Below are 21,305 nucleotides of genomic sequence, written 5' to 3'. Positions count from 1 at the left end.
TTTCATACTTTTACTATTTCAAATTCATCCGCATGTTCCTTGCCAATCCAATCCCGTTTCTGATTTTCAGTTGCGGTTTCGTAGATTCTTCCTCGCTTAGACAAATGCCTTTTCCTAAAAATACCTTCTTCTCCAAGTTTGTCATAATCTCTTCTTGAAGGGGATAATCCCTTTGCCCTGCAAAAGAACAATCCCGTTTCCTTGTGTCTAAATTTTACTGCCATGCTTATTCCTCCCATGGATTTTCGTCTTCTTCCTCAACGTAAATCCGTTTTAATTTGTCTGATACTTCTTCAAGCTCACGCTTCATTTGATTTACATGAAATTCAACTGGCATAGGGATTTCCAATGCTCCCCGTAGGTTATCTATCCTTTCAATAACCTCTGCAAATTCATCCGGTGCGATCATACTTATTTGGTTCTTATTTTTAATTGTTTGATAATCTTCTCCACAGCGTCCAAGTCAAAAACTGTTGTTCTCTTCTCCATGTAGTACGTCCCCTCCAGTTTCTTCTCCCGGAACAAACGCTGGACTTGATAAATGCTCAATGACAAGCAGGCCGCAAGCCCTTCATGGGTATAGGCGTATCGTTTGCCATCTTTATAAACCGGTTTGGCGATCCTTTGCTTATAGTTGCCCCGTAGGTCTTCCCGTTTCTCATAATAGAGTTTTTCCGTCAAGGCTGTTCCATACAAACCATATACCTGACCGTTCGGAGTTCTTTTTTTACGATAACCGGCTTCCGAAAGAATACGTCCGAATACTGTCACATTCTCTTCTTTGGCATTATTGTCCTTACACCATTTGCAATATTTCCGGTACAGAATGGCCGAAGACATCCATTTGGGTTCAATATCGGCAATTTCCTCATAGCGACACAGATAGTTCATTTGGTACATGAACTTCATCACAGTGCTACTTTCCGACTGGTATTCATCCATGACATTTTCAAGCTCCTTGCTGTCCGTCAGCTTATAACCATTGGCGATAAAACGGTCACGGCCTTCCAATATCCAATTGAATATAGCTGGGTATTCGGCCTCCAAATCCCGTGACAGTTCTTTTTTCTGCCGGGCTTTGGGTATCTCCACCTCAAAGGGAATAATGCAAATACGCCGCCTCATTCCATAGCTCCAGTCTTTCAAATACGGCATTTGGTTGGCATTTGCCATAAGCAGGGGAATATTGTAAGCAGTGAAGTTATCGCCATAGATAGGCCGGGCTTCGGTAGGCTCACCACTGATAAGGCTCTTCAACGTGTCACTATCCTTACCAAACTCCAACGCTTGTATTTCAGAACAGTAGTTCAACCGCTTGCCATTGATGAAAGCGATATTCTTTTTTCTCTCATTTCCAGTAATCAATGCACCTATGCCGAAATTGCTGACATTCTCCCGGCCAAGTATGCCCATGATCGTTTCAAAGACCACGCTTTTGCCATTGGAGCCGGAGCCACGAAGAACAAGCATAGTTTCCATTTTCGCCACACGCCGGTCAACAAAAATACTTCCAAGAAACTCCTGCAAAACTTTTTGCATGTTTTTGTCCGGCAAAACTTCATCCAGAAACATTCTCCAAAGAAAGACATGCTCTTCCGGCTTGTAGTCATAGGGAACGCATGTAGTCTGTACCCAACGGCTGTTGAAAGGATGCGCACGGCGAGCACTCATATCAAACACGCAATTGTTAAATACCACAATGGCATTATCAGGCTTCAAGGCTTTTCCTGCCACCACACGCTTACAGACTTTCAGTACACCCTCCACACGGGAATAATCACCATTGGGCATTTTGCATTTACGCATCAAGTCATATATCAGATTGCCAAAATCATCCCATGCCATCTCTTCATATATCCGGCCACTGAAATAGTAAGGCGTACCATTGAACTTACAAATCGAAGATCGTATAATGGCTGCACGCATCAAGTCCTGCACAGCGTCAACACGCGCTGCACTTTTGGACTCTTGTAAGGCGGCATCCAGTTTCTCGCCTTTCATAAGCCCGAAGACCTCATTTAACAACTTCCTATACTTTCCCTTCTCCATGTACAATCTATGAATTTGAATACCCAGCACGGGTTAAGGCCTCAACCATATATACTGACAGATTATTTATAGCAATATCTCCTGAATATCCACATCGCCACAAATCAGTACGCCAGTCCTCTAAAGATGTGTCACAAGGTATATGATATTTTTGCATAATATCTCGCATCACCGCACAATCTTCATATCTTTCCTCTTCCTGCGCTTTTCTGAACACAGAAACAAAAACGTATCGCCCATAATCAAACAATATAGACTCAAACTTATTCATACCACCGTTTTTATACCCGAAAACAAAGCATTTCTACTGTTTTTATACTATTTTTCAAGTGTTTTATGCCACAAATATAGCTTATTTTCTACATAATTACCATATAAATACTATTATTTTCTACTTAAAATATAGAATAGACACGTTTTTTTTGAAGTCTTTTTGCCATGTTTTTATTCGTTGCATCATTGAAGACCAATAATCGCAAAATATTGATAAACAAAGGATAACGACTCTATTTCAATAGGAAATACAGATGGAACATTCTCTCTGATATGTATAGTTTATGTAGGGTTTTAAAGGCAACTATACATATATAACATATTGAAATACAAATCAATGGAAAAATAGTGCATAGTATGTATAGTTTTTTATGCAAACCATATTATATATATTTTTTTCCATACGCAATTTACATATAAACTATACATACTATACATTAAATTTCCATTGACTTAATAATGAATGATTTACGCATGTATAGTTATGAAGTAAACTATACATATACTATACATTTTCAGAAGTAAAACTATACATCGGACATTCACTTTTGTAATTTATCATTGGAAAAGCCTTAAAAACATCCATTATTGGCTCCAAAAAAGAAAAAAAATAAAAATCTTGACCGGGATTGAAACATGCTTGGTGTCTTGGGTAGCCGGGGGGGGGTGCCCTCCCTGCTTTCATTACCCAGTTGACCGGCAAAGAAGGAGAAAAGCCGCGCTTTGCCTTGATTCCCTTTATATTATACCTATAATATTAAATATTATCCGGCTTTTCCGCTCCTTCTGCTTTCCGCTTTGCTCGATCAGCTATAAAAAGGCTGCATCTATAACATTGCAAAGGTAGATAATAATGTACTGTTTCCTCTTCTTCCGTGTTTTCGTCCTTCTTCATTTGCTGAAGATCGGCTATTTTCATTAATACATCCGCGCGATCTTTGCCCCTTAAATAAGGTAGGGTTTGTTCGAGGCCTGATAAAACAGCGTCTTTATCTCGGTATTGTACAACATTCCCGGCTTTTTCTTCCTCTTCTGTTTCTGTGTTTTTCTTTTTCTTCTTGCTTTTGGGGCTATCATTGTCAGGAAGGAAGGCGGCGCGGTTATCTTCAAAAGACCGTATTAGTTTATTAATGCCGGGTTTATCCTTTGCAAGTTGGGCGGCTCCGCGTTGCGCTGTTTCTATCTTTGTAGATCGTGGTCTAAATATAGTTGCGTATGCTTCGCCACGACTGGCGCCGGATGCTACAAGCATACAAAAGAAAACATCATCCGGGGTTAATTGATAAATTTGCTGTAAATCTGTTACGCGCTTACTATACACCATATAAAACGATATAAAAGGGTTTATTATATTGGCGTCTCGCGCTCTGTAACTTGCTACAAAGTTAAACAAAGGCTATAAATAAAGCAAATAAGCGTATTTAAACACCTATTTTCTATAAATATTTCCTTACTTCTTAAATACTTTATATTTATCATCATATTATTTATTAATTTATTGATAATCAATATATTATATCAATATTAATAAATGTAAAAACGGAGCATTTTCTTAAAAATAAAAGTACATTTTGTTTTGTATTACAAATATTATTCGTATCTTTGTAATACAGAAAAGGAGATAAAAGACCGGATCACCTTCCACAAATTCCGCTTTTACTTCTTCTTGGTTGAGTGTTTAATTTAAAATATAAGATCATGGAAGTATTACTAAACTTACAAAACAAAAATGTAACGCTAAACGCCGTACATGTAGCCCCAGAGGGCACAAACTGTTGCAACCGTTTGAAGGTTCATTTTGATGTGTTTCAAGAAACGGCGAAAAAAGCCGCTATTATAAGACTATCAACGGCAAATAGTTTTGAACTGATTCACTATCAAGATAAACATATAGCGTTATTAATTCCTTTTGATCGCATTCAAAAGATTTCATATTAATAAAAAACCGGGTCGAGTTTGGCGACTCTTCCCGGCCTCCCTTTAAACTTTGCGTTTATCGGATCACCTTCCACAGTGATAACGCAAAGTTAAGGGAAAAACAAAGACAAACCAAGTTTCACCCTTTAAATTTTGCGTTATGAACACAGATTTATTAATTATCTATATTCGCAATTCTCGCGATATTTACGCGCTTACTGAATGGCTGCAAAATGCACTCTTGAAAAAAGTAAACCGCGGTTTAACTCCTTCCGTTGAATATCTTGCAAACTGTTCTACTATGAAAAAGATCGTCCGGATGGCGGCTAAAATGCTTTCCGATCAGGATCATAAGACCGCAACCAAGCAAGAAAAAGAACAAGCGGCAAGAGAACACGCGGCCTATATTATCGGATGCGTGGAATATCTTTCTAAATTCTAATAATAACTATTTTTCCGGGGTTGTCATGGCTCCGGGTTACTTCTTACTTTTCATTATTCACCCTTTAAAACTTTGTATTATGACTACTACAAATAGACTTTGTTACACAGTATCAAAAAGATATATTCAAGCCGGGACAACCTTTGAAATCAATGTTAAAATATTACTGGCTGATGATTGCAAAAATAATATATGCGATTGGAGTATAACGGCGGATATTTACGAACAACGCAAAAACGGGCGTTTCGTTTGGTGTGCTGGTGGTTGCTGCCATGAAGAAATACTAAAGCGTTTCCCACAGTTTAAAATGTTCGTTGATCTTCATTTGTCTAATCATTACGGCGCGCCAATGTACCCAGTTGAAAACGGGTTTTATCATATTACAAACAGCAGCAAAGAAACTGCAATTAACTATTTGCGTATTACAGAAACGGAGTATAATTTACTTTATCAGGCAGAAGATAAACAATACTTTAAATACCTTCTTTATACGCTTGGTATCGTTGAACGCTGGAAAAGAGAATCTAACGAGGCTATAAAAAAGCTGGAAGAGTTAACCGGGCAAATATGGGAAAACCCATATAAGCCGGAAAATGAACGTTTTACTTTGAAATTAACGGATGAAGAACGTACAACTATAACTAACAGAATAAACGAGGGTTATTATCGTCTTGAAGCTGTACAAGCGCGAAAAGACGAAGAAAAGCGCAAAGCATACGAGAAAAAACGCGCTGAAATAATTAACGATTGCAAAAAGAAACAACAAAAGGCCGAAAATGAAAAGCGAGTTATGCTGGCCGTTCTTGATGCCGGGTTATCAGTTTGTAATGTGATATATTACGATCATAGTAACGAGCTTGTTTTTAATTGGAAAGACTACGAAACAAAAGTAACGGAGAACGATTTTAATAAATTCGTTTCCAGTGTTAACCGTTCTTTGTTGCCTGCTGGCATAACTTTTAAAATGAAATAGCCATGGCAAAATATACGATAACCAATCAAAAAGAGTTACGCCGATCTTTTTGGGTGTTCTGCAAAGAGTTCGGAGGCGAATTTGAAAGAGAAGCCAACAAAAAGAAACATTCTTTTAAACTGGATTTTAATATAGCTTTCGGAGAATATAAAGACGGACTTTGTAAAGATGGCATTATATCGCAAAGTTTATACGAACGTGCAACACTTTATTAATAATAAGCTATGTTTTGTTTAATGCTGCTTTTATTCGGTGCCGTGGTGTTTATCTCTGGCACCGATCCCAAAAAATTAAAAGACTTCATAAATAAAAACGATCAATCAGACAAATTTTAAATTTATGGAGAAAAAGATATTATATCATATTGGGTTATATGGATTTAGAAAACTTATAGTTTATGTAATAAAGGATAACGGGGATAATATATCTATTGTTAGCCTTAACAAAGACGGTTCATTCCCTAACACGTTTGGAACTGTAATTTGCATAACATAAACGAATAATACAAACATTCCACCGCGCCGGGCGGTTTCCCGGCATTCCTTTAAACTTTGATATTATGACTGCTTATATAATAGAATCCCCAAACGGAGAAACGCACAAATTAGAAGTATTCCGCACCGCAACCGGATTTAGTGTTTATGTTGATGGCTCAAATATATGTGAGAGTATAACGGAGGACGATTTTTTGCAAGAGCTTGAAAACCCTACTTTCTAACATGGTGGGCGTAATTATTTGGCTAATAGTAGTTTTGTTAATCTGCTTTAGCGCGTTTGGCGGTCTTTGGCTGCTTCCTATTTACTTGCTTTTTTGCCTTGCTTTAGGCTTTTACTTTGGTGTAAAATATCTAACTATTTAATGTTATGAATGAAAAAGAATTTAATGGCCTCATTTTGGCCGAATTGGTTAAAATAGCAAACGACGTTTTTACAAATGAAATAGAAATAGCTCCCGGCACCTATACCGCCGCGGAGCTTGCAAAACTGAAAGATGCCAACGGTAACGAGATAAATATAAAATATCTTTGCGTTGATGCCAAACTAAATATAACGGATTTTAGGACTGTACAAATAAACAGCTTTAAATGTTCCTTTCCAGTGGATCAGGTTTTTAATCTTGTTTGGCAATTTGAAAAGCTGATAGGCACCAAACAAGCCAATAAAACAAGGTTTACCAAAATAGAAGAGCGCGAAAATATTGTTTGCTCCTTTGATATGTGGATTACAAAGGAACATCTAAATATCACTAAATTAGTAACAAAAGATCCTCTAAGACCGGTATTTAATTATATTTATCTTGATCCTTACAAATCGGCTTTAGTTGCTTCTGACGGGCGTACATTAAAAGAATACCCCGTAATTATTGAAACATCCGGGCTTTTGCCTGACGGCCTAAAATTATTTATCAATCCCAAACATTTAAAAGAAATGGTTGGCAGGTGTTCTGTTTGTGTTTGTAATCAGGAAGGCGGCAATATTACAGAAATAACCAACGATAAGAAACAAACCTTTGTTTGTGATTTTGCCGGATATTTCCCTAATTACCGGCTTGTGTACCCCAATCTTTCAAAAGACGGATTTATAAAGATTCAGAAAAGCGAATTAAAAGCGGTCGCCGGTTTTGTAAAAGAAATAGCCAAACGAAACAAAAAAAGCGGTTTTTCACTTCGTACTATTGCCGGAGATAATAAAGTTTATTTATCTTATAATGATGCAGACAGTAACGGACACAAAGAACTTTGTGCAACATTGGAAAAAGCCGCTTTAATTGATATAAAGCTAGGTTTCTTTGCATCAAACGTTATCCCCTTGCTTTCCGGCTGGACTGGTGGCGTGTGGCTGGTTGCACCTGATCGGGCGGCGGTCTTTGATGATAAGACGGCGCGTATAGGTGTGGTTATGCCTGCATTTATAAATGATTCTATTTGCCCGAACTTAAAATGTAATATAAAGGCTTTAGATCGCGCCAAAGCTCCGATCATCCCGGAAAAAGAACCGGTAAGAGAACCGGAAAAACATTTACCGGCCTTATATGTGGATGCACAAACGAAAACACCGGCGTTTGTCTTTGCTTTGGTAGCTCTGATAGATTTTATTTCCCGTTGGTTTTATCAGGATCAAATAAACAAAGCATTACAGAGGCTAACAATGTTAACCGAACTATCCGGCATTTCTTTGCCTGAACTATTAACCGAATCAGTAAGCGAAGAAACAAACGCAAATGTACCCGAACCAATAACAGAGGATGAACCAGTACGCGCATACACACCCGAACTATTGTATATTGATCGGCCTTTGGTTTTCCCGGTGCCTATCTTCATACATAAACATGAACGAACTATCAGCCGAATCGTTGTGCCCAAACTATTGAATCACCAATGTATAGCGTTACTGTTTGTTTCCATGATGTTACCCAAACTATTACGGCGATATGTTTGGGGAACAATCCGACCAAAGGCAAATGCAGATGAACTATTTTGGGGCGATTTCAGACGTTTTCACACCAAAGGTAATCATCGAATCAGAGACGGAACAAAAGAGGCAAACAAGCCTAAATTACAGCCATTTCAAACGAATTATTACATATATCAATGAATTATTATGGAAGAGAATAAACAAGCCAAAAGAAGTTATCGCCGAAACAAACCGGTTACGAAAAGTAAGGTCTATGCTATTAGACTGGATATTGATTTGGTTGATTTTGTCAGAGAGCAACCGAACATGAGTAAATTTATTAATGAACTGATCCGAAAGGAGAAGGAAAATACCCAAAAGTATGAATCAAAAAGCAAAAGATTATATCAGACGTAACACTTTGGATTTGGAAAGTGACAACCGGATGGATTCTACCGGCTATGTGCAATATGCCATATCAGAAGCAAAAGCCTATGCAGCAATAGCGATAGCCGAAGAAGGAATGAGACAAAAAGCCATTGAAGCATTCAAATTTGCCGTTGATGGTTATTTTATAATTGGCGGTACCGATTATTCAGCCAGTAGATTAAATGAATTTATTAAAAAACTTGACTCTTAATATTTATGAGAATAATAAAATTCAGAGGCAAAAGCCTTAATACAAAGATGTGGGTATATGGTGATCTGAACCATAGAGGTAAAAGAACATTCATAGAGTATGAGGTTGATTGCAAAACAATCGGCCAATTTATAGGCAAAACAGATAAAGAAGGTACAGAAATTTACGAACATGACATTATTAGTGTTAATGGTAAATATCCCAAATTGGTTAAATACATAGATGAATATGCCTGCTTTTGCCTTGCCAATATCAGCGACTTAAATAAAGAATGGATGAACCCATGGCAACAAATTTCACCTGATTGGTGGAATGATTTCAAACGGGAAATTCGAGTCATAGGAAATGCTTTTGATAATCCTGAATTGATGAAAGAAGGGGTCAACCATGAATATGCCATATAGAACCAGTCGTGACTATCAGCTTCTTAAAAAGCTACTGGATGAAGGAAAAGAGATCGTATGTTTTACAGACTTTCCGATAGATAACCGGATTTTCCGCGATGTTTGTAAAGCAAGAAAAATAGGAGAAGGCCGATACTCCGTTACTTGCCGTGGTTGTGAATATGCTTCATTTTGGGAAAATCACAATTACAAATGGGCGTTTGAAGATGAAATGCGGATGGCTAATATAGAATTTATTGAACCAAATATTTAATTGATATGAAAGCTATTATAATATATTCAGGCAAAGGCGGCGTAGGCAAAACCACAACAACCGCAAATATAGCAAGATTACTTGCAAAACAAGGGAATAAGGTGTTTATCATTGATGCAGATATAAATACCCCGTCAATGAACACCGAATTTGAAGGCGATCATCCGCATGAAATGATTTGGGTACACTCTTCTGGAAATATGTTTTCCAAGTTTATTTACTTGGAAAAATCAATGGTAAGGCAATATCTTGAACTGGCTAAAAAGAAAATACACTCTATCAACCCGGATTATGTTCTTATTGACACGCCTCCAAGTGTTACAAACGTGCATATAGAACTTCTTAGTAGGGTAAAAGTAAGTTATGTGCTGTTTGTCACCCAACCCACGAAATTAAGCAACCAAGATGTATTGCGTACAATGGACTTCTTTCATGAAAGATGTGGGAAGGTTAATTGTGGTATTGTGGAGAATATGTGCTATGGTACAGAACATAATGAATACCCGATAAGACTTGTTGCACAAATACCCATGCAGGACAACATGAATACCGAAAACCTGCTAACCAACGCCTATAATGAGTTTCAAAAGATAGTTGATGAAATCGTACAGAGTGATATTGTTGTTCTTGAAGAATATTCCACCGAAAACGGATATGATGAAAACTTTGATGTTACGGATATACACATTACCGGCTCACGAAAACATTACTTTACCCATGAACTTAAATATGATAATGGTGTAGAAAAAACTCTTACTCTACCTGCTATGAAATTTCTGTCTGTAAGAACATGGGATAAGGTAAGAGATTATATCCGGTTCCATGATGATTTGGGACATCTTTGGGACGAGAGAATGAGAAGATGTGATACAGAAAGGGTGGGCAGAGTAGTAAATCATTTCCAAAATGACGATAACGCCTATTTTATGGTTATAAATGCGCCAAACACGGAAGTTCATCTCATTACCGGAGAAATCGGAATCTGTTCTTTATTGACTGGGCAGAGAGGGCATTTTGAACTACCAAGAGTCAGTTATCAAACGAGTAAAGGAAACGTGGTGCTGTTCCCTGATGAAATTATGCCAGTAGATATAAACTTGCTACAACAAGAAATAAACGAAGGCTATATAATGTTAAGTGACGGGAGATATTTACCACCGAAAGAAACGGTACAACAATGTTACAACGCTTTCGGTATAAGGGTTGGCTTAGGTGATAATTGGGAAGATATTTATGATAGTTGGAATAAAGAAATGAAATAAAAATGAAAGATTTACGTACAGCATTTTTGGTAAAATACCCCAAATATGAAATTATACTCAACATGTATAGTAAGGCGAACGATTGCCCGGCAACATGGGAGAATCTTTCAAAAGTCCGATTGCAGGCTTTTGTTGATTATATGGAAGAACGGCTGGCACCAAACTCTGTTCGCCAATATGCCGCCAAATTAAAAGCTGTATTGAACTTGTATAATGAAGAGGTTGAGCTACCTAAAGACTATAATAAAATCCTTTCAGTAAAAAATGTGAGAAGCACTAATGTTTGGCTTACTGATGAAGAACTTGAACGAATTATCACCTATGTTCCCAAGAATGCCAACGAACAATTGGTACGCACACAATTTTTAATAGGAGCCTTTACTGGTTGCCGTCATAGTGACTATACACGGTTGAACAACCGTAATATAGTGGGTGGAATGATCTCTTATGTCAGCTTAAAGACTAAGACTCATGCCACAGTGCCATTGAAGCCAATTGTGAAAGAGCTACTAACAAACTTGCCTAAAGAAGAAGTTAGCGATCCGACATTCAACAATAATATCCGTAATATTTGCCGGAAAACCGGAATCACAGAAGCGGTTAAAATATTCAAGGCCGGAAAGGAAGTGGAAGGTGAAAAATGGGAATTTGTTTCAAGCCATACGGCACGCCGGAGTTTTGCAACCAATTTGTATTTACGGGGTGCCGATTTATACTCTATAAGCCAAATGATGGGACATGCAAGTGTGGAAATGACTCAAAATTATCTTTGCTGTGGTCTCCGTGAACAATCGGCACAAGTTATGGAGTATTTCAAATGAAACAAGCCACGCTAAATATCAGTAGAACTATTTTAGCGTGGCTCTCTTATGCTATGACAAAATCCGTTCCAGCATCTCAAAGTCTTTTTCCACTTCGGCATTCAGAACTTTAGCATATTGTTGTGTGGTGCGTACATTTGTATGACCGAGCATTTTACTCACATTTTCCATTTTAACCCCATTGTTCAGGCACATTGTCGCAAATGTGTGCCTGCTCATGTGAACGGTCAAATTTCTATCAAGCCCTGCATAATCAGCAACTATTTTAAGCCGCAAATTGTATTGTTGATTACTGATAATCGGAAGCACATAATCATATTTTTTCAATATTTCCATTGCAGGAGACAGTAATACGATAAAATAGTTTTCTTCTGTCTTTAAACGAATATCCAATATAACATACTTATTGCCGCGTTTTTGTACGTCACGTTTGAAATTGAATTTAGCAAGATCAGCATAGGATATTCCAGTATATGCCTGAAAAATAAAAAGGTCACGGACTCTACAGATCGTTTCCGAGTCTATTTGAGCATCTTTCACTTTCTTCAATTCTTCGGCAGTCAAATATTTCCTGATGGCATGTTTGCCACGGGAAAAACGCTCACCCTTATACGGATCATTTTTTAGCAAATCAAACTTTATGGCCTCGTGAATATAACGTTTGTTACGTTTATGATAGTTATATATTGTCGGCTGTGAATAGCCCTTAGCATGTAACCAATCATCATACAATGTGATATTGGCTTTTGTCAGATCAGAAAAATATATTATTCTGTCAAATTCACGTAATGAGGCCGCAAATGTCCGATGGGAAGCTTTGGTACTTTCCGTTATATCTCCACGCTCTTCAATTCTTCTTTCTACAAAGTCAACAAAACTTTCTGATTTATTGGTATATCTCAAAAATCTATCCAGCTTATCAAAATCAAAAACTTCCTTTTTGCTGATAAGCTCATTAATCCAATTTTGGATAATCCGGAGTTGTTCATCAAGACACTGGTTCAATTGAATCATTTCAACTGAATTGATTATCTTCTTTCGATCATTCCATTGGTCGGAATAGACTTTAACGCCGGTTCCGATCCATTTTCTCTTACCTTCGCTCAAAACTTCAATTTGAACGAGTCCCTTGTGTGTCTTTGTCGCAACCTTTTTACGATCAAAGACGAATCTCATTGTCGGATATTTCATATTCTTTTGAGTTTTGGTATCTACTGATTATCGCTACAATAAAAAAATGGTATCAAAGGCGGTATCATTATAGGTGAAAATATCGGTAAAAATCGGGAAATACTGGTAAGTTTCCGGTAAATATACACCCAATTTTTACATGTTCTCCATCTACTTCCAATGCCTTAATTGTTTGATACACAACAAAAAAGGGAGTAACTAATGTTACTCCCTTTCGCGGTGCGTACGGGACTCGAACCCGTGACCCCATGCGTGACAGGCATGTATTCTAACCAACTGAACTAACGCACCATTATTTCATTCTTTCGTTGCTATCTCTCTTGATTGCGGTTGCAAAGGTAGGCATTTCTTTGATATCTGCAATAGCTATGGCGAACTTTTTTCCAAGCGTTTTGTGCTGTATTTGCTTTATATCCTCATATTGAGAAGATTGGAAAAATAAGAGAAAAGTAAATTTAACAACTGTTTAGAAATACGTTTATGCACTGTTTTATTCTTGATATGAAAACCTTTCCTGGAGAAAACGAAACATTTCGGAGCTTGTTTTAAACTTCTTGCTCGAAAAGTTCGTTGTTTTGCAATAAATCGTTATTTTTGCGGACTCAAAACGAGAATGTTGTAATTTGAAAAATGATAAAAAACATTTTAGGATGATGAAAACAGCCAAACTGTTGCTGCACTGCCCTGACAAACCAGGCATATTGGCAGAAGTAACAGACTTTATAACGGTGAATAAAGGTAATATTATCTATCTGGATCAGTATGTAGACCATGTAGAGAATATCTTTTTTATGCGTATTGAATGGGAATTGAAAGATTTTCTGGTGCCTCAGGAAAAGATTGAGGATTATTTTGCCACTTTGTATGCACAGAAATATGAGATGAATTTCCGTCTCTATTTCTCCGATACAAAACCGCGTATGGCTATCTTTGTTTCAAAGATGTCCCATTGCTTGTTCGACTTGTTGGCGCGTTACACCGCTGGTGAGTGGAATGTGGAGATACCTCTTATTATAAGCAATCATCCCGATTTGCAGCACGTGGCCGAGCGTTTCGGTATTCCTTTCCATCTTTTCCCCATTACCAAAGAGACAAAGGAGGAACAAGAGAAGAAGGAAATGGAGTTACTGGCAAAGCATAAGATAACTTTCATAGTGCTGGCGCGCTACATGCAGGTCATTTCCGAGCAAATGATAAACGCTTATCCCAATAGGATAATCAATATCCATCACTCTTTCCTTCCGGCATTTGTGGGAGCGAAGCCCTATCATGCTGCGTTTGAACGTGGAGTGAAGATTATTGGAGCTACCAGCCACTATGTTACCACAGAATTGGATGCCGGTCCCATCATAGAGCAGGATGTGGTGCGTATTACACACAAGGACACTGTGCAGGATTTGGTGAACAAGGGTAAGGACTTGGAAAAGATTGTGCTTTCTCGTGCTGTTCAGAAGCATATTGAACGCAAGGTGTTGGCATATAAGAACAAAACGGTAATATTTAATTAGTTGATAGTTGATAATTGATAGTTGATGGTGGGGAACTTGTCATTACCTTTCAATTATTACCTTTCAATGGTCAATTCTCAATTAAAAAAATGAAAGTTGCAGTTGTCAAATATAATGCAGGCAATATCCGTTCGGTGGATTATGCTTTGAAGCGTCTGGGAGTAGAGGCAGTGATTACGGCGGATGAGGCTGTGCTACGTGCTGCCGATAAGGTTATCTTTCCCGGTGTGGGAGAGGCGGAAACCACTATGGACTTTTTGCGTGCCGGTGGTATGGATAGGCTGATAAAGGAGTTACGCCAGCCGGTATTGGGCATTTGCCTGGGCATGCAGTTGATGTGCCGCCACTCTGAAGAGGGGGATGTGGATTGCCTGGGTATTTTTGATACTGATGTGAAACGTTTCATTTCGCAGAGGCACGAGGATAAAGTACCTCATATGGGATGGAATACCATTGCCCGGACGAATAGCGGACTTTTTAAAGGCTTTACTAAAGAAGAGTTTGTTTATTTCGTACATAGTTTCTATGTGCCAGTCAATGATTGTACGGCAGCCGTGACGGATTACATTCATCCGTTCAGTGCCGCTTTGCATAAAGGCAATTACTACGCCACACAGTTCCATCCGGAAAAGAGTGGAAGTGTGGGAGAGCGTATTTTGCGGAATTTCCTGGAACTGTAAATCGTCAAATCGTAAATAAAATGATAGAACTGATTCCCGCTATTGACATTATTGACGGAAAATGTGTACGCCTTTCCCAAGGCGATTATGACAGCAAGAAGGTGTACAACGAAAATCCCGTGGAAGTGGCCCTGGAGCTGGAGGCTCATGGTATCCGCAGACTTCATGTGGTCGATTTGGACGGTGCGGCTTCCCATCATGTGGTAAACTACCGTACGTTGGAACAGATAGCTGTGCGTACGTCTCTTATTATTGATTTTGGAGGTGGGGTGAAGAGTGATGAAGATTTGGTGATAGCTTTTGAGAACGGTGCGCAGATGGTGACCGGTGGCAGCATTGCTGTGAAGAATCCCGAATTGTTCTGCAAATGGCTTCAAATGTATGGTTCCGAGAAAATTATTCTTGGCGCTGATGTGAAAGAGCATAAAATAGCCGTCAATGGTTGGAAGGATGAGAGTGGCTGCGAACTGTTTCCGTTCTTGAAAGACTATGTAGAGAAGGGGGTCCGTAAGGTTATCTGTACTGATATCAGTTGTGACGGAATGCTGCAAGGACCATCGATAGCGTTGTATAAGGAGATACTGGAGCACCATCCTGAACTCTATCTGATAGCAAGTGGAGGCGTAAGCTGTGCCGATGATATACGCCATTTGGAAGTTGTCGGCATACCTGCCGTTATTTTCGGTAAGGCTCTGTACGAAGGCCGCATCACCTTCAAAGAACTGGAAAATTTTGTTAGTTGAAAGGTGAAAATTAATCACTTATAACTCATAACTTATAACTCAAACCGCCGTGTTAGCAAAAAGAATCATTTCTTGCCTCGACATTAAAGATGGGCAGACAGTGAAAGGTACCAATTTCGTGAACCTCCGCCAGGCCGGCGACCCGGTAGAACTGGCGCGTGCTTATAGTGAGCAGGGTGCCGACGAACTGGTTTTTCTCGACATCACAGCCAGTTTTGAAGGCCGTAAGACTTTCACTGAATTGGTGAAACGCATAGCTGCGAATATCAGCATTCCTTTTACTGTAGGTGGAGGCATTCATGAACTGGGTGACGTGGATAGGCTACTGAATGCAGGTGCCGATAAAATCTCCATCAATTCCTCAGCTATCCGCCGTCCCGGATTGATAGACGAGATTGCGAAGAACTTCGGTTCTCAGGTTTGTGTACTGGCAGTTGATGCCAAACAGACAGAGAAGGGATGGCGATGCTACTTGAACGGTGGTCGTGTGGAAACGGATAAGGAACTGTTTGCGTGGACAAAAGAAGCCCAGGAACGTGGTGCGGGCGAGATATTGTTCACCAGCATGAATCACGACGGTGTCAAGACCGGTTATGCCAATGAAGCGCTTTCCAGCCTTGCCGACGGATTGTCCATCCCCATCATTGCATCGGGAGGGGCAGGTGCCAAAGAACATTTTCGTGACGTCTTTTTGCAGGGAAAAGCAGATGCTGCCCTGGCAGCCAGTGTTTTTCATTTCGGAGAAATCAAAATTCCCGAATTAAAATCGTATCTTTGTGCCCAAGGAATTGCGATGAGAAGATGAAGGTGAGTTTACGATTGGACGATTTACGATTTACGATTGGGATTACTCAAGCAAATCATAAGTCTCCAGTCACTTAAAGTAATATCAATCGTAAATAGTAAATAGCTAAATCGTAAATAGAATGGATTTTGACAAGATGAACGGACTCGTTCCGGCGATTATACAAGATGCAGATACCGCTAAGGTGCTGATGCTTGGCTTCATGAACAAGGAGGCTTATGACAAGACGGTGGAAACTGGAAAGGTGACTTTCTTCAGCCGTACCAAGAACCGCCTTTGGACGAAAGGCGAGGAGAGTGGCAACTTCCTGAATGTGGTTTCCATGAAGGAAGACTGTGACCGGGATACGTTACTGGTGCAGGTACATCCCGTAGGCCCGGTTTGCCATACCGGTACAGATACTTGCTGGGGTGAGAAGAACGAACAGCCGGTTATGTTTCTAAAGCTTCTTCAGGATTTCATCTGTAAGCGTTATGATGAAATGCCCGAAGGTTCCTATACGACCAGTCTTTTCCAGTCCGGTATCAACAAAATGGCACAGAAGGTAGGCGAAGAGGCTGTGGAAACCGTCATTGAGGCTTGCAACGGTACGGACGAACGCCTGATTTATGAAGGAGCTGATTTGTTGTATCACCTCATCGTGCTGCTCACATCCAAAGGATACCGCATTGAAGACCTTGCGCGTGAATTGGAGGAACGTCACAGTGCGACGTGGAAGAAACATTAAGTAATTAAAAATTAATAATTAAAATGGGGGTGGGCGAGGCGCTGATAAGATATACGGACGTAGAGATACACCAGCAGGAGTTGTGCGTACTGAACGATGTGAATTTGGAACTTCACAAAGGGGAGTTCGTGTACCTGGTAGGTAAAGTGGGCTCCGGCAAGACGAGCCTGCTCAAGACTTTCTATGGCGAACTGGATATTGCATCGGGCGAGGCTGAAGTATTGGGGTATGACATGCTCCATATTAAGCGTAAGCACATCCCGCAGTTGCGCCGCAAGCTGGGAATCGTATTCCAGGACTTCCAGTTGCTGACAGACCGTACGGTGTACGACAACCTTGAATTTGTTCTCCGTGCTACCGGTTGGAAGAGCAAAGGGGAGATTAAGGACAAAATAGAAGAGGTGTTGAACCTGGTGGGGATGAGCAACAAAGGATATAAGCTGCCTAATGAACTGTCGGGTGGTGAGCAACAGCGCATTGTGATTGCGCGTGCAGTGCTCAACTCTCCGGAGATAATCCTTGCGGATGAGCCTACCGGAAACCTGGATTCGGAAACCGGACATGCCATTGCAGAACTTCTGCACGGCATCAGTGAAGCCGGCGCACTGGTGGTGATGACCACGCACAACCTGCAGCTGCTGCGAGAGTTTCCCGGCAAGGTGTACCGGTGCGCAGACCATCTGATGACTGATGTTACAGCAGAATACGCCCCTGCAATAACCAATGATTAGTAGTTAAGTAGTTATCTCTAACTACTGATTCTTATAAAGAACAGAAATTAACGATAAAGCTCCGCAGCTGCCTACTTGTAGCTCGTAGCTTGTAACTATAAACTAATTAATACAGGAACGAAAATGAAAGTTTTAAAGTTTGGAGGTACTTCAGTAGGTTCGGCTCAGCGAATGAAGGAAGTGGCCAAATTGATTACCGATGGTGAACGTAAGATTGTGGTTCTCTCTGCCATGTCGGGTACCACAAACACATTGGTTGAGATTTCGGACTATCTGTACAAGAAGAATCCGGAAGGTGCCAACGAGATTATCAACAAGCTGGAAAGTAAATATCGCCAGCACATTGATGAACTCTTTGCTACTCCGGAGTATAAACAGAAAGGCCTGGAACTCATCAAATCACATTTTGACTATATCCGTTCTTATACCAAAGACCTCTTCACTCTGTTTGAGGAGAAAGTGGTGTTGGCTCAGGGCGAGTTGATTTCCACCGCCATGATGAACTACTATCTGCAGGAATGCGGCGTGAAGTCTGTGTTGCTTCCGGCTTTAGAATACATGCGTACGGACAAGAATGCCGAGCCCGATCCGGTCTATATCAAGGACAAGCTCCAGGTTCAGCTGGAACTGCATCCGGATGCTGAGATTTATATCACTCAGGGGTACATCTGCCGCAACGCCTACGGCGAGATAGACAATCTGCAGCGTGGCGGAAGCGACTATACGGCTTCGCTGATTGGTGCTGCCATCAACGCTTCCGAAATCCAGATTTGGACGGATATCGACGGCATGCACAACAACGACCCCCGTATTGTGGACAAGACTGCGCCGGTGCGTCATCTGCATTTCGAAGAGGCCGCCGAGCTGGCATACTTCGGTGCCAAGATTCTGCACCCTACCTGCATCCAGCCTGCCAAGTATGCCAATATCCCCGTCCGTCTGCTCAATACGATGGACCCCACTGCTCCGGGTACGCTGATTTCCAATGATACGGAGAAGGGTAAGATTAAGGCGGTGGCTGCCAAGGACAACATTACGGCCATCAAGATAAAATCCAGCCGCATGTTGCTTGCTCACGGATTCTTGCGTAAGGTTTTCGAGATATTCGAGAGCTACCAGACTTCCATCGATATGATTTGTACTTCAGAAGTGGGTGTGTCCGTATCTATCGATAATGTGAAGCATCTCAATGAAATTCTGGATGACTTGAAGAAGTATGGCACAGTGACGGTGGACAAGGACATGTGCATCATCTGCGTGGTGGGCGACCTCGAATGGGAAAACGTCGGTTTCGAAGCCAAGGCATTGGATGCCATGCGCGACATACCGGTACGTATGATTTCTTTCGGTGGTAGCAACTATAATATCTCTTTCCTCATCCGCGAGTGCGACAAGAAGGCAGCGTTGCAGTCACTCAGTGATGCGCTGTTCAATGAGGAATAACTCTTGATATTTTTCAGACGCAGATTACACAGATGACGCAGATTCTTTTTGCTTCCTATTTGTGTAATCTGCGTCATCTGCGTCTGAAAAATTATTTGTAGACACCTCTTTCATCTTCCTTTTTTTAAACTAAACAAAGATTACGATTATTATATGAAAGGAACATTCCCTATCCATAAATTCCGCGAATTGCGTACTCCCTTCTATTACTACGACACAAAGGTCTTGCGCGACACACTTTCGTGCATCCGTACGGAAGCTGCCCGATATGGCAACTATTCGGTGCATTATGCTGTGAAGGCCAATGCCAATCCCAAGGTGCTTGCCATTATCCGCGAGAACGGCTTGGGTGCCGACTGTGTAAGTGGCGGTGAAATCCGTGCAGCCATCAAGGCAGGTTTTCCCACTGGCAAGATTGTTTTTGCAGGGGTGGGCAAGGCTGATTGGGAAATCAATCTGGGGCTGGATTATGACATTTTCTGCTTTAATGTGGAGTCTGTCCCCGAGCTGGAGATTATCAACGAGCTGGCTGCCGCTAAAGGTAAGGTGGCCAATGTGGCTTTCCGTATCAATCCCAATGTAGGTGCCCATACCCATGCCAATATTACCACTGGGCTGGCCGAAAACAAGTTTGGTATCAGCATGCAGGATATGGACCATGTGATAGACATTGCGCAGAATATGAAGAACCTGAGATTCATCGGACTGCATTTCCACATCGGTTCCCAAATATTGGATATGGGCGATTTCGTGGCTTTGTGTAACCGCGTCAACGAATTGCAGGATAAGCTGGAAGCTCGCCATATCCGCATCGAGCACGTCAATGTGGGGGGCGGACTCGGCATTGACTACGGTCACCCCAACCGTCAGCCGATACCCGACTTCAAAAGCTACTTCGAGACTTACAACAGCCATCTGAAACTCCGTCCCCACCAGACGCTCCACTTCGAGCTGGGACGTGCGGTAGTGGGACAATGCGGTTCATTGATTTCGCAGGTGCTTTATGTGAAGCAGGGCACCAACAAGCAGTTTGCCATTCTGGATGCCGGCATGACGGATTTGATTCGTCCGGCACTCTACCAAGCGTTCCATAAGATAGAGAATATCACTTCGGATGCGCCGGTTCAGGTTTATGATGTCGTAGGGCCCATCTGCGAGTCTTCTGATGTATTCGGTAAGGCTATTGATTTGAATGGGGTGAAGCGTGGCGACCTTATCGCCCTCCGTTCGGCAGGGGCTTATGGCGAAATTATGGCTTCGGGCTATAACTGCCGTGAGCTGCCTCAAGGATATACGTCGGACGAGCTGGTATAGAGAGGCTGGAGATGCGTTGCATGAATGGCGAAGCATTTATTATACCAAGGCTTCTGTTTTTATATAAAAAATGTTATTGCGTGAACAACTTTTAAGGTTTCTTGTTACTTTTGTAATGATTTCAATTTAAATAAATACGATTATGATTACAGAAAAATTACAGAATGCAATTAATGAGCAGATTACGGCTGAGATGTGGTCTTCCAACCTTTATCTGGCAATGTCTTTCTATATGGAGAAAGAAGGTTATAACGGCATGGCTTCCTGGTTGAAGAAGCAGGCTTCTGAAGAAAAAGCTCATGCTTGCGAAATGGCTTCTTATATCATCAAGCGTGGCGGTAAGGCCAAACTGGACAAGATTGATGTTGTTCCCAATGACTTCGGTACTCCACTGGAAGTGTTCGAGCAGGTAGCCCAGCACGAACGCCGTGTTTCCAAAATGATTGATGAATTGGTAGATGTTGCCTCTGCCGAAAAAGATAAGGCTACACAAGACTTCCTTTGGGGATTCGTGCGCGAGCAGGTAGAAGAAGAAGCTACTGCCGACGGCATTGTAGATATGATAAAGAAAGCCGGTGATGCCGGAATCTTCTTCGTTGACTCAAAACTGGGAGAACGCAGATAAGAGAGAAACTAAAAAAATCCCGCGGCTAATTTTAGTCGCGGGATTTTTTTTTAGTTATGAGTTATAAGTTGTGAGTTATTTGTTGATGAAGGGCTTATATCCGCAAGGGA

Annotated in this window: 26 protein-coding genes and 1 tRNA gene; 20 read left to right on the top strand and 7 right to left on the bottom strand. The window is 40.8% G+C overall.

Translation table 11 applies throughout. The features are described from left to right. Positions 1–2 precede the first annotated feature (2 nt). The 5 genes from DW947_RS10295 to DW947_RS10275 all read right to left on the bottom strand — a co-directional run bounded on the left by DW947_RS10295 (position 3) and on the right by DW947_RS10275 (position 3,646). Positions 3–239, bottom strand: coding sequence for a hypothetical protein (locus DW947_RS10295; RefSeq protein ID WP_004327392.1), 237 nt, complete (start codon positions 237–239; stop codon positions 3–5). Next, positions 227–409: a hypothetical protein gene (locus DW947_RS10290; protein WP_118417656.1), complete on the bottom strand. Its 183-nt coding sequence runs from the start codon at positions 407–409 to the stop codon at positions 227–229. The genes DW947_RS10295 and DW947_RS10290 overlap by 13 nt, the downstream gene beginning before the upstream one ends. 2 nt (positions 410–411) lie before the next feature. After that, on the bottom strand, positions 412–2,049 hold the full coding sequence (locus DW947_RS10285; protein ID WP_182427138.1) for a phage/plasmid primase, P4 family: 1,638 nt from the start codon (positions 2,047–2,049) through the stop codon (positions 412–414). Between the two features lie 7 nt (positions 2,050–2,056). Beyond that, positions 2,057–2,320: a hypothetical protein gene (locus DW947_RS10280; protein WP_119958491.1), complete on the bottom strand. Its 264-nt coding sequence runs from the start codon at positions 2,318–2,320 to the stop codon at positions 2,057–2,059. Positions 2,321–3,079: 759 nt separating this feature from the next. Next, the gene (locus tag DW947_RS10275; protein WP_004327397.1) at positions 3,080–3,646 is read right to left on the bottom strand and encodes a hypothetical protein; all 567 of its coding nucleotides are present in this window, start codon (positions 3,644–3,646) and stop codon (positions 3,080–3,082) included. Between the two features lie 374 nt (positions 3,647–4,020). On the opposite strand from DW947_RS10275, the gene DW947_RS10270 reads away from it, so the two are divergent. From DW947_RS10270 to DW947_RS10215, 11 genes are all read left to right on the top strand, one after another. Further along, a complete protein-coding gene (locus DW947_RS10270; RefSeq protein ID WP_004327398.1) occupies positions 4,021–4,260 on the top strand; it encodes a hypothetical protein in 240 nt (79 codons plus the stop codon). Positions 4,261–4,399: 139 nt separating this feature from the next. After that, positions 4,400–4,681: a hypothetical protein gene (locus tag DW947_RS10265; RefSeq protein ID WP_004327399.1), complete on the top strand. Its 282-nt coding sequence runs from the start codon at positions 4,400–4,402 to the stop codon at positions 4,679–4,681. Positions 4,682–4,760: 79 nt separating this feature from the next. Then, complete coding sequence (locus tag DW947_RS10260; protein WP_005794444.1) at positions 4,761–5,654, top strand: hypothetical protein; 894 nt, start codon at positions 4,761–4,763, stop codon at positions 5,652–5,654. A 2-nt stretch (positions 5,655–5,656) separates the two neighbouring features. Further along, complete coding sequence (locus DW947_RS10255) at positions 5,657–5,869, top strand: hypothetical protein (RefSeq protein WP_005794446.1); 213 nt, start codon at positions 5,657–5,659, stop codon at positions 5,867–5,869. Positions 5,870–6,518: 649 nt separating this feature from the next. Further along, positions 6,519–8,249 (top strand): hypothetical protein, encoded by a 1,731-nt coding sequence (locus tag DW947_RS10245; RefSeq protein WP_009132264.1) that lies wholly within the window; start codon positions 6,519–6,521, stop codon positions 8,247–8,249. 6 nt (positions 8,250–8,255) lie between these two features. Further along, complete coding sequence (locus tag DW947_RS10240; protein WP_005794455.1) at positions 8,256–8,465, top strand: hypothetical protein; 210 nt, start codon at positions 8,256–8,258, stop codon at positions 8,463–8,465. Then, positions 8,431–8,688 (top strand): hypothetical protein, encoded by a 258-nt coding sequence (locus DW947_RS10235; RefSeq protein ID WP_004326977.1) that lies wholly within the window; start codon positions 8,431–8,433, stop codon positions 8,686–8,688. The genes DW947_RS10240 and DW947_RS10235 overlap by 35 nt, the downstream gene beginning before the upstream one ends. A 5-nt stretch (positions 8,689–8,693) precedes the next feature. Beyond that, entirely contained in the window at positions 8,694–9,092 is a 399-nt protein-coding gene (locus DW947_RS10230; protein WP_005794456.1) for a YopX family protein, read from the top strand. Beyond that, a complete protein-coding gene (locus DW947_RS10225) occupies positions 9,076–9,345 on the top strand; it encodes a hypothetical protein (protein WP_005794458.1) in 270 nt (89 codons plus the stop codon). Before DW947_RS10230 ends, DW947_RS10225 begins: the two co-directional genes overlap by 17 nt. A gap of 5 nt (positions 9,346–9,350) precedes the next feature. Further along, on the top strand, positions 9,351–10,607 hold the full coding sequence (locus tag DW947_RS10220; RefSeq protein WP_005794459.1) for a P-loop NTPase: 1,257 nt from the start codon (positions 9,351–9,353) through the stop codon (positions 10,605–10,607). 2 nt (positions 10,608–10,609) lie between these two features. Beyond that, positions 10,610–11,428: a site-specific integrase gene (locus tag DW947_RS10215; protein WP_005794462.1), complete on the top strand. Its 819-nt coding sequence runs from the start codon at positions 10,610–10,612 to the stop codon at positions 11,426–11,428. Positions 11,429–11,479: 51 nt separating this feature from the next. Here the strand turns inward: DW947_RS10215 and DW947_RS10210 are convergent, their stop codons facing one another. Next, a complete protein-coding gene (locus DW947_RS10210) occupies positions 11,480–12,619 on the bottom strand; it encodes a site-specific integrase (RefSeq protein ID WP_005794463.1) in 1,140 nt (379 codons plus the stop codon). Between the two features lie 217 nt (positions 12,620–12,836). Next, a tRNA-Asp gene (locus DW947_RS10205) sits at positions 12,837–12,910 on the bottom strand. 359 nt (positions 12,911–13,269) lie between these two features. Between DW947_RS10205 and purU the strand changes: the two genes are divergently transcribed. From purU to DW947_RS10160, 9 genes are all read left to right on the top strand, one after another. Then, the gene (gene purU / locus DW947_RS10200; protein ID WP_005831431.1) at positions 13,270–14,127 is read left to right on the top strand and encodes a formyltetrahydrofolate deformylase; all 858 of its coding nucleotides are present in this window, start codon (positions 13,270–13,272) and stop codon (positions 14,125–14,127) included. 89 nt (positions 14,128–14,216) lie between these two features. Further along, positions 14,217–14,807, top strand: coding sequence for an imidazole glycerol phosphate synthase subunit HisH (gene hisH, locus DW947_RS10195; protein WP_008664882.1), 591 nt, complete (start codon positions 14,217–14,219; stop codon positions 14,805–14,807). 20 nt (positions 14,808–14,827) lie between these two features. Next, entirely contained in the window at positions 14,828–15,550 is a 723-nt protein-coding gene (hisA, locus tag DW947_RS10190) for a 1-(5-phosphoribosyl)-5-[(5-phosphoribosylamino)methylideneamino]imidazole-4-carboxamide isomerase (RefSeq protein ID WP_005831427.1), read from the top strand. A gap of 49 nt (positions 15,551–15,599) precedes the next feature. Continuing rightward, entirely contained in the window at positions 15,600–16,355 is a 756-nt protein-coding gene (gene hisF, locus DW947_RS10185) for an imidazole glycerol phosphate synthase subunit HisF (protein ID WP_005831425.1), read from the top strand. A gap of 121 nt (positions 16,356–16,476) precedes the next feature. Next, entirely contained in the window at positions 16,477–17,082 is a 606-nt protein-coding gene (gene hisIE / locus DW947_RS10180; protein WP_009038209.1) for a bifunctional phosphoribosyl-AMP cyclohydrolase/phosphoribosyl-ATP diphosphatase HisIE, read from the top strand. A 23-nt stretch (positions 17,083–17,105) separates the two neighbouring features. After that, positions 17,106–17,813 (top strand): cell division ATP-binding protein FtsE, encoded by a 708-nt coding sequence (locus DW947_RS10175; RefSeq protein ID WP_005831420.1) that lies wholly within the window; start codon positions 17,106–17,108, stop codon positions 17,811–17,813. A gap of 123 nt (positions 17,814–17,936) precedes the next feature. Continuing rightward, positions 17,937–19,256 carry an aspartate kinase gene (locus tag DW947_RS10170; RefSeq protein WP_005831418.1) on the top strand — a complete coding sequence of 440 codons (1,320 nt, stop codon included), beginning with the start codon at positions 17,937–17,939 and terminating at the stop codon, positions 19,254–19,256. A 153-nt stretch (positions 19,257–19,409) separates the two neighbouring features. Continuing rightward, entirely contained in the window at positions 19,410–20,570 is a 1,161-nt protein-coding gene (gene lysA / locus DW947_RS10165) for a diaminopimelate decarboxylase (protein WP_057089477.1), read from the top strand. Between the two features lie 142 nt (positions 20,571–20,712). Next, positions 20,713–21,195: a ferritin gene (locus DW947_RS10160; protein ID WP_005831414.1), complete on the top strand. Its 483-nt coding sequence runs from the start codon at positions 20,713–20,715 to the stop codon at positions 21,193–21,195. Positions 21,196–21,305: the final 110 nt, after the last annotated feature.

This window comes from Bacteroides sp. AM44-19, assembly GCF_003603395.1.
Lineage (GTDB): Bacteria > Bacteroidota > Bacteroidia > Bacteroidales > Bacteroidaceae > Bacteroides > Bacteroides uniformis.
Note: the sequence above shows the minus strand (reverse complement) of the source record. Positions and strands in the feature narration are given on the sequence as shown.

Excerpts from the sequence above, each read along its gene's own strand:
- DW947_RS10295 (WP_004327392.1), bottom strand. The coding sequence starts at position 239 with ATGGGAGGAATAAGCATGGCAGTAAAATTTAGACACAAGGAAACGGGA.
- DW947_RS10290 (WP_118417656.1), bottom strand. The coding sequence starts at position 409 with ATGATCGCACCGGATGAATTTGCAGAGGTTATTGAAAGGATAGATAAC.
- DW947_RS10285 (WP_182427138.1), bottom strand. The coding sequence starts at position 2,049 with ATGGAGAAGGGAAAGTATAGGAAGTTGTTAAATGAGGTCTTCGGGCTT.
- DW947_RS10280 (WP_119958491.1), bottom strand. The coding sequence starts at position 2,320 with ATGAATAAGTTTGAGTCTATATTGTTTGATTATGGGCGATACGTTTTT.
- DW947_RS10275 (WP_004327397.1), bottom strand. The coding sequence starts at position 3,646 with ATGGTGTATAGTAAGCGCGTAACAGATTTACAGCAAATTTATCAATTA.
- DW947_RS10270 (WP_004327398.1), top strand. The coding sequence starts at position 4,021 with ATGGAAGTATTACTAAACTTACAAAACAAAAATGTAACGCTAAACGCC.
- DW947_RS10265 (WP_004327399.1), top strand. The coding sequence starts at position 4,400 with ATGAACACAGATTTATTAATTATCTATATTCGCAATTCTCGCGATATT.
- DW947_RS10260 (WP_005794444.1), top strand. The coding sequence starts at position 4,761 with ATGACTACTACAAATAGACTTTGTTACACAGTATCAAAAAGATATATT.
- DW947_RS10255 (WP_005794446.1), top strand. The coding sequence starts at position 5,657 with ATGGCAAAATATACGATAACCAATCAAAAAGAGTTACGCCGATCTTTT.
- DW947_RS10245 (WP_009132264.1), top strand. The coding sequence starts at position 6,519 with ATGAATGAAAAAGAATTTAATGGCCTCATTTTGGCCGAATTGGTTAAA.
- DW947_RS10240 (WP_005794455.1), top strand. The coding sequence starts at position 8,256 with ATGGAAGAGAATAAACAAGCCAAAAGAAGTTATCGCCGAAACAAACCG.
- DW947_RS10235 (WP_004326977.1), top strand. The coding sequence starts at position 8,431 with ATGAATCAAAAAGCAAAAGATTATATCAGACGTAACACTTTGGATTTG.
- DW947_RS10230 (WP_005794456.1), top strand. The coding sequence starts at position 8,694 with ATGAGAATAATAAAATTCAGAGGCAAAAGCCTTAATACAAAGATGTGG.
- DW947_RS10225 (WP_005794458.1), top strand. The coding sequence starts at position 9,076 with ATGAATATGCCATATAGAACCAGTCGTGACTATCAGCTTCTTAAAAAG.
- DW947_RS10220 (WP_005794459.1), top strand. The coding sequence starts at position 9,351 with ATGAAAGCTATTATAATATATTCAGGCAAAGGCGGCGTAGGCAAAACC.
- DW947_RS10215 (WP_005794462.1), top strand. The coding sequence starts at position 10,610 with ATGAAAGATTTACGTACAGCATTTTTGGTAAAATACCCCAAATATGAA.
- DW947_RS10210 (WP_005794463.1), bottom strand. The coding sequence starts at position 12,619 with ATGAAATATCCGACAATGAGATTCGTCTTTGATCGTAAAAAGGTTGCG.
- purU (WP_005831431.1), top strand. The coding sequence starts at position 13,270 with ATGATGAAAACAGCCAAACTGTTGCTGCACTGCCCTGACAAACCAGGC.
- hisH (WP_008664882.1), top strand. The coding sequence starts at position 14,217 with ATGAAAGTTGCAGTTGTCAAATATAATGCAGGCAATATCCGTTCGGTG.
- hisA (WP_005831427.1), top strand. The coding sequence starts at position 14,828 with ATGATAGAACTGATTCCCGCTATTGACATTATTGACGGAAAATGTGTA.
- hisIE (WP_009038209.1), top strand. The coding sequence starts at position 16,477 with ATGGATTTTGACAAGATGAACGGACTCGTTCCGGCGATTATACAAGAT.
- DW947_RS10175 (WP_005831420.1), top strand. The coding sequence starts at position 17,106 with ATGGGGGTGGGCGAGGCGCTGATAAGATATACGGACGTAGAGATACAC.
- DW947_RS10170 (WP_005831418.1), top strand. The coding sequence starts at position 17,937 with ATGAAAGTTTTAAAGTTTGGAGGTACTTCAGTAGGTTCGGCTCAGCGA.
- lysA (WP_057089477.1), top strand. The coding sequence starts at position 19,410 with ATGAAAGGAACATTCCCTATCCATAAATTCCGCGAATTGCGTACTCCC.
- DW947_RS10160 (WP_005831414.1), top strand. The coding sequence starts at position 20,713 with ATGATTACAGAAAAATTACAGAATGCAATTAATGAGCAGATTACGGCT.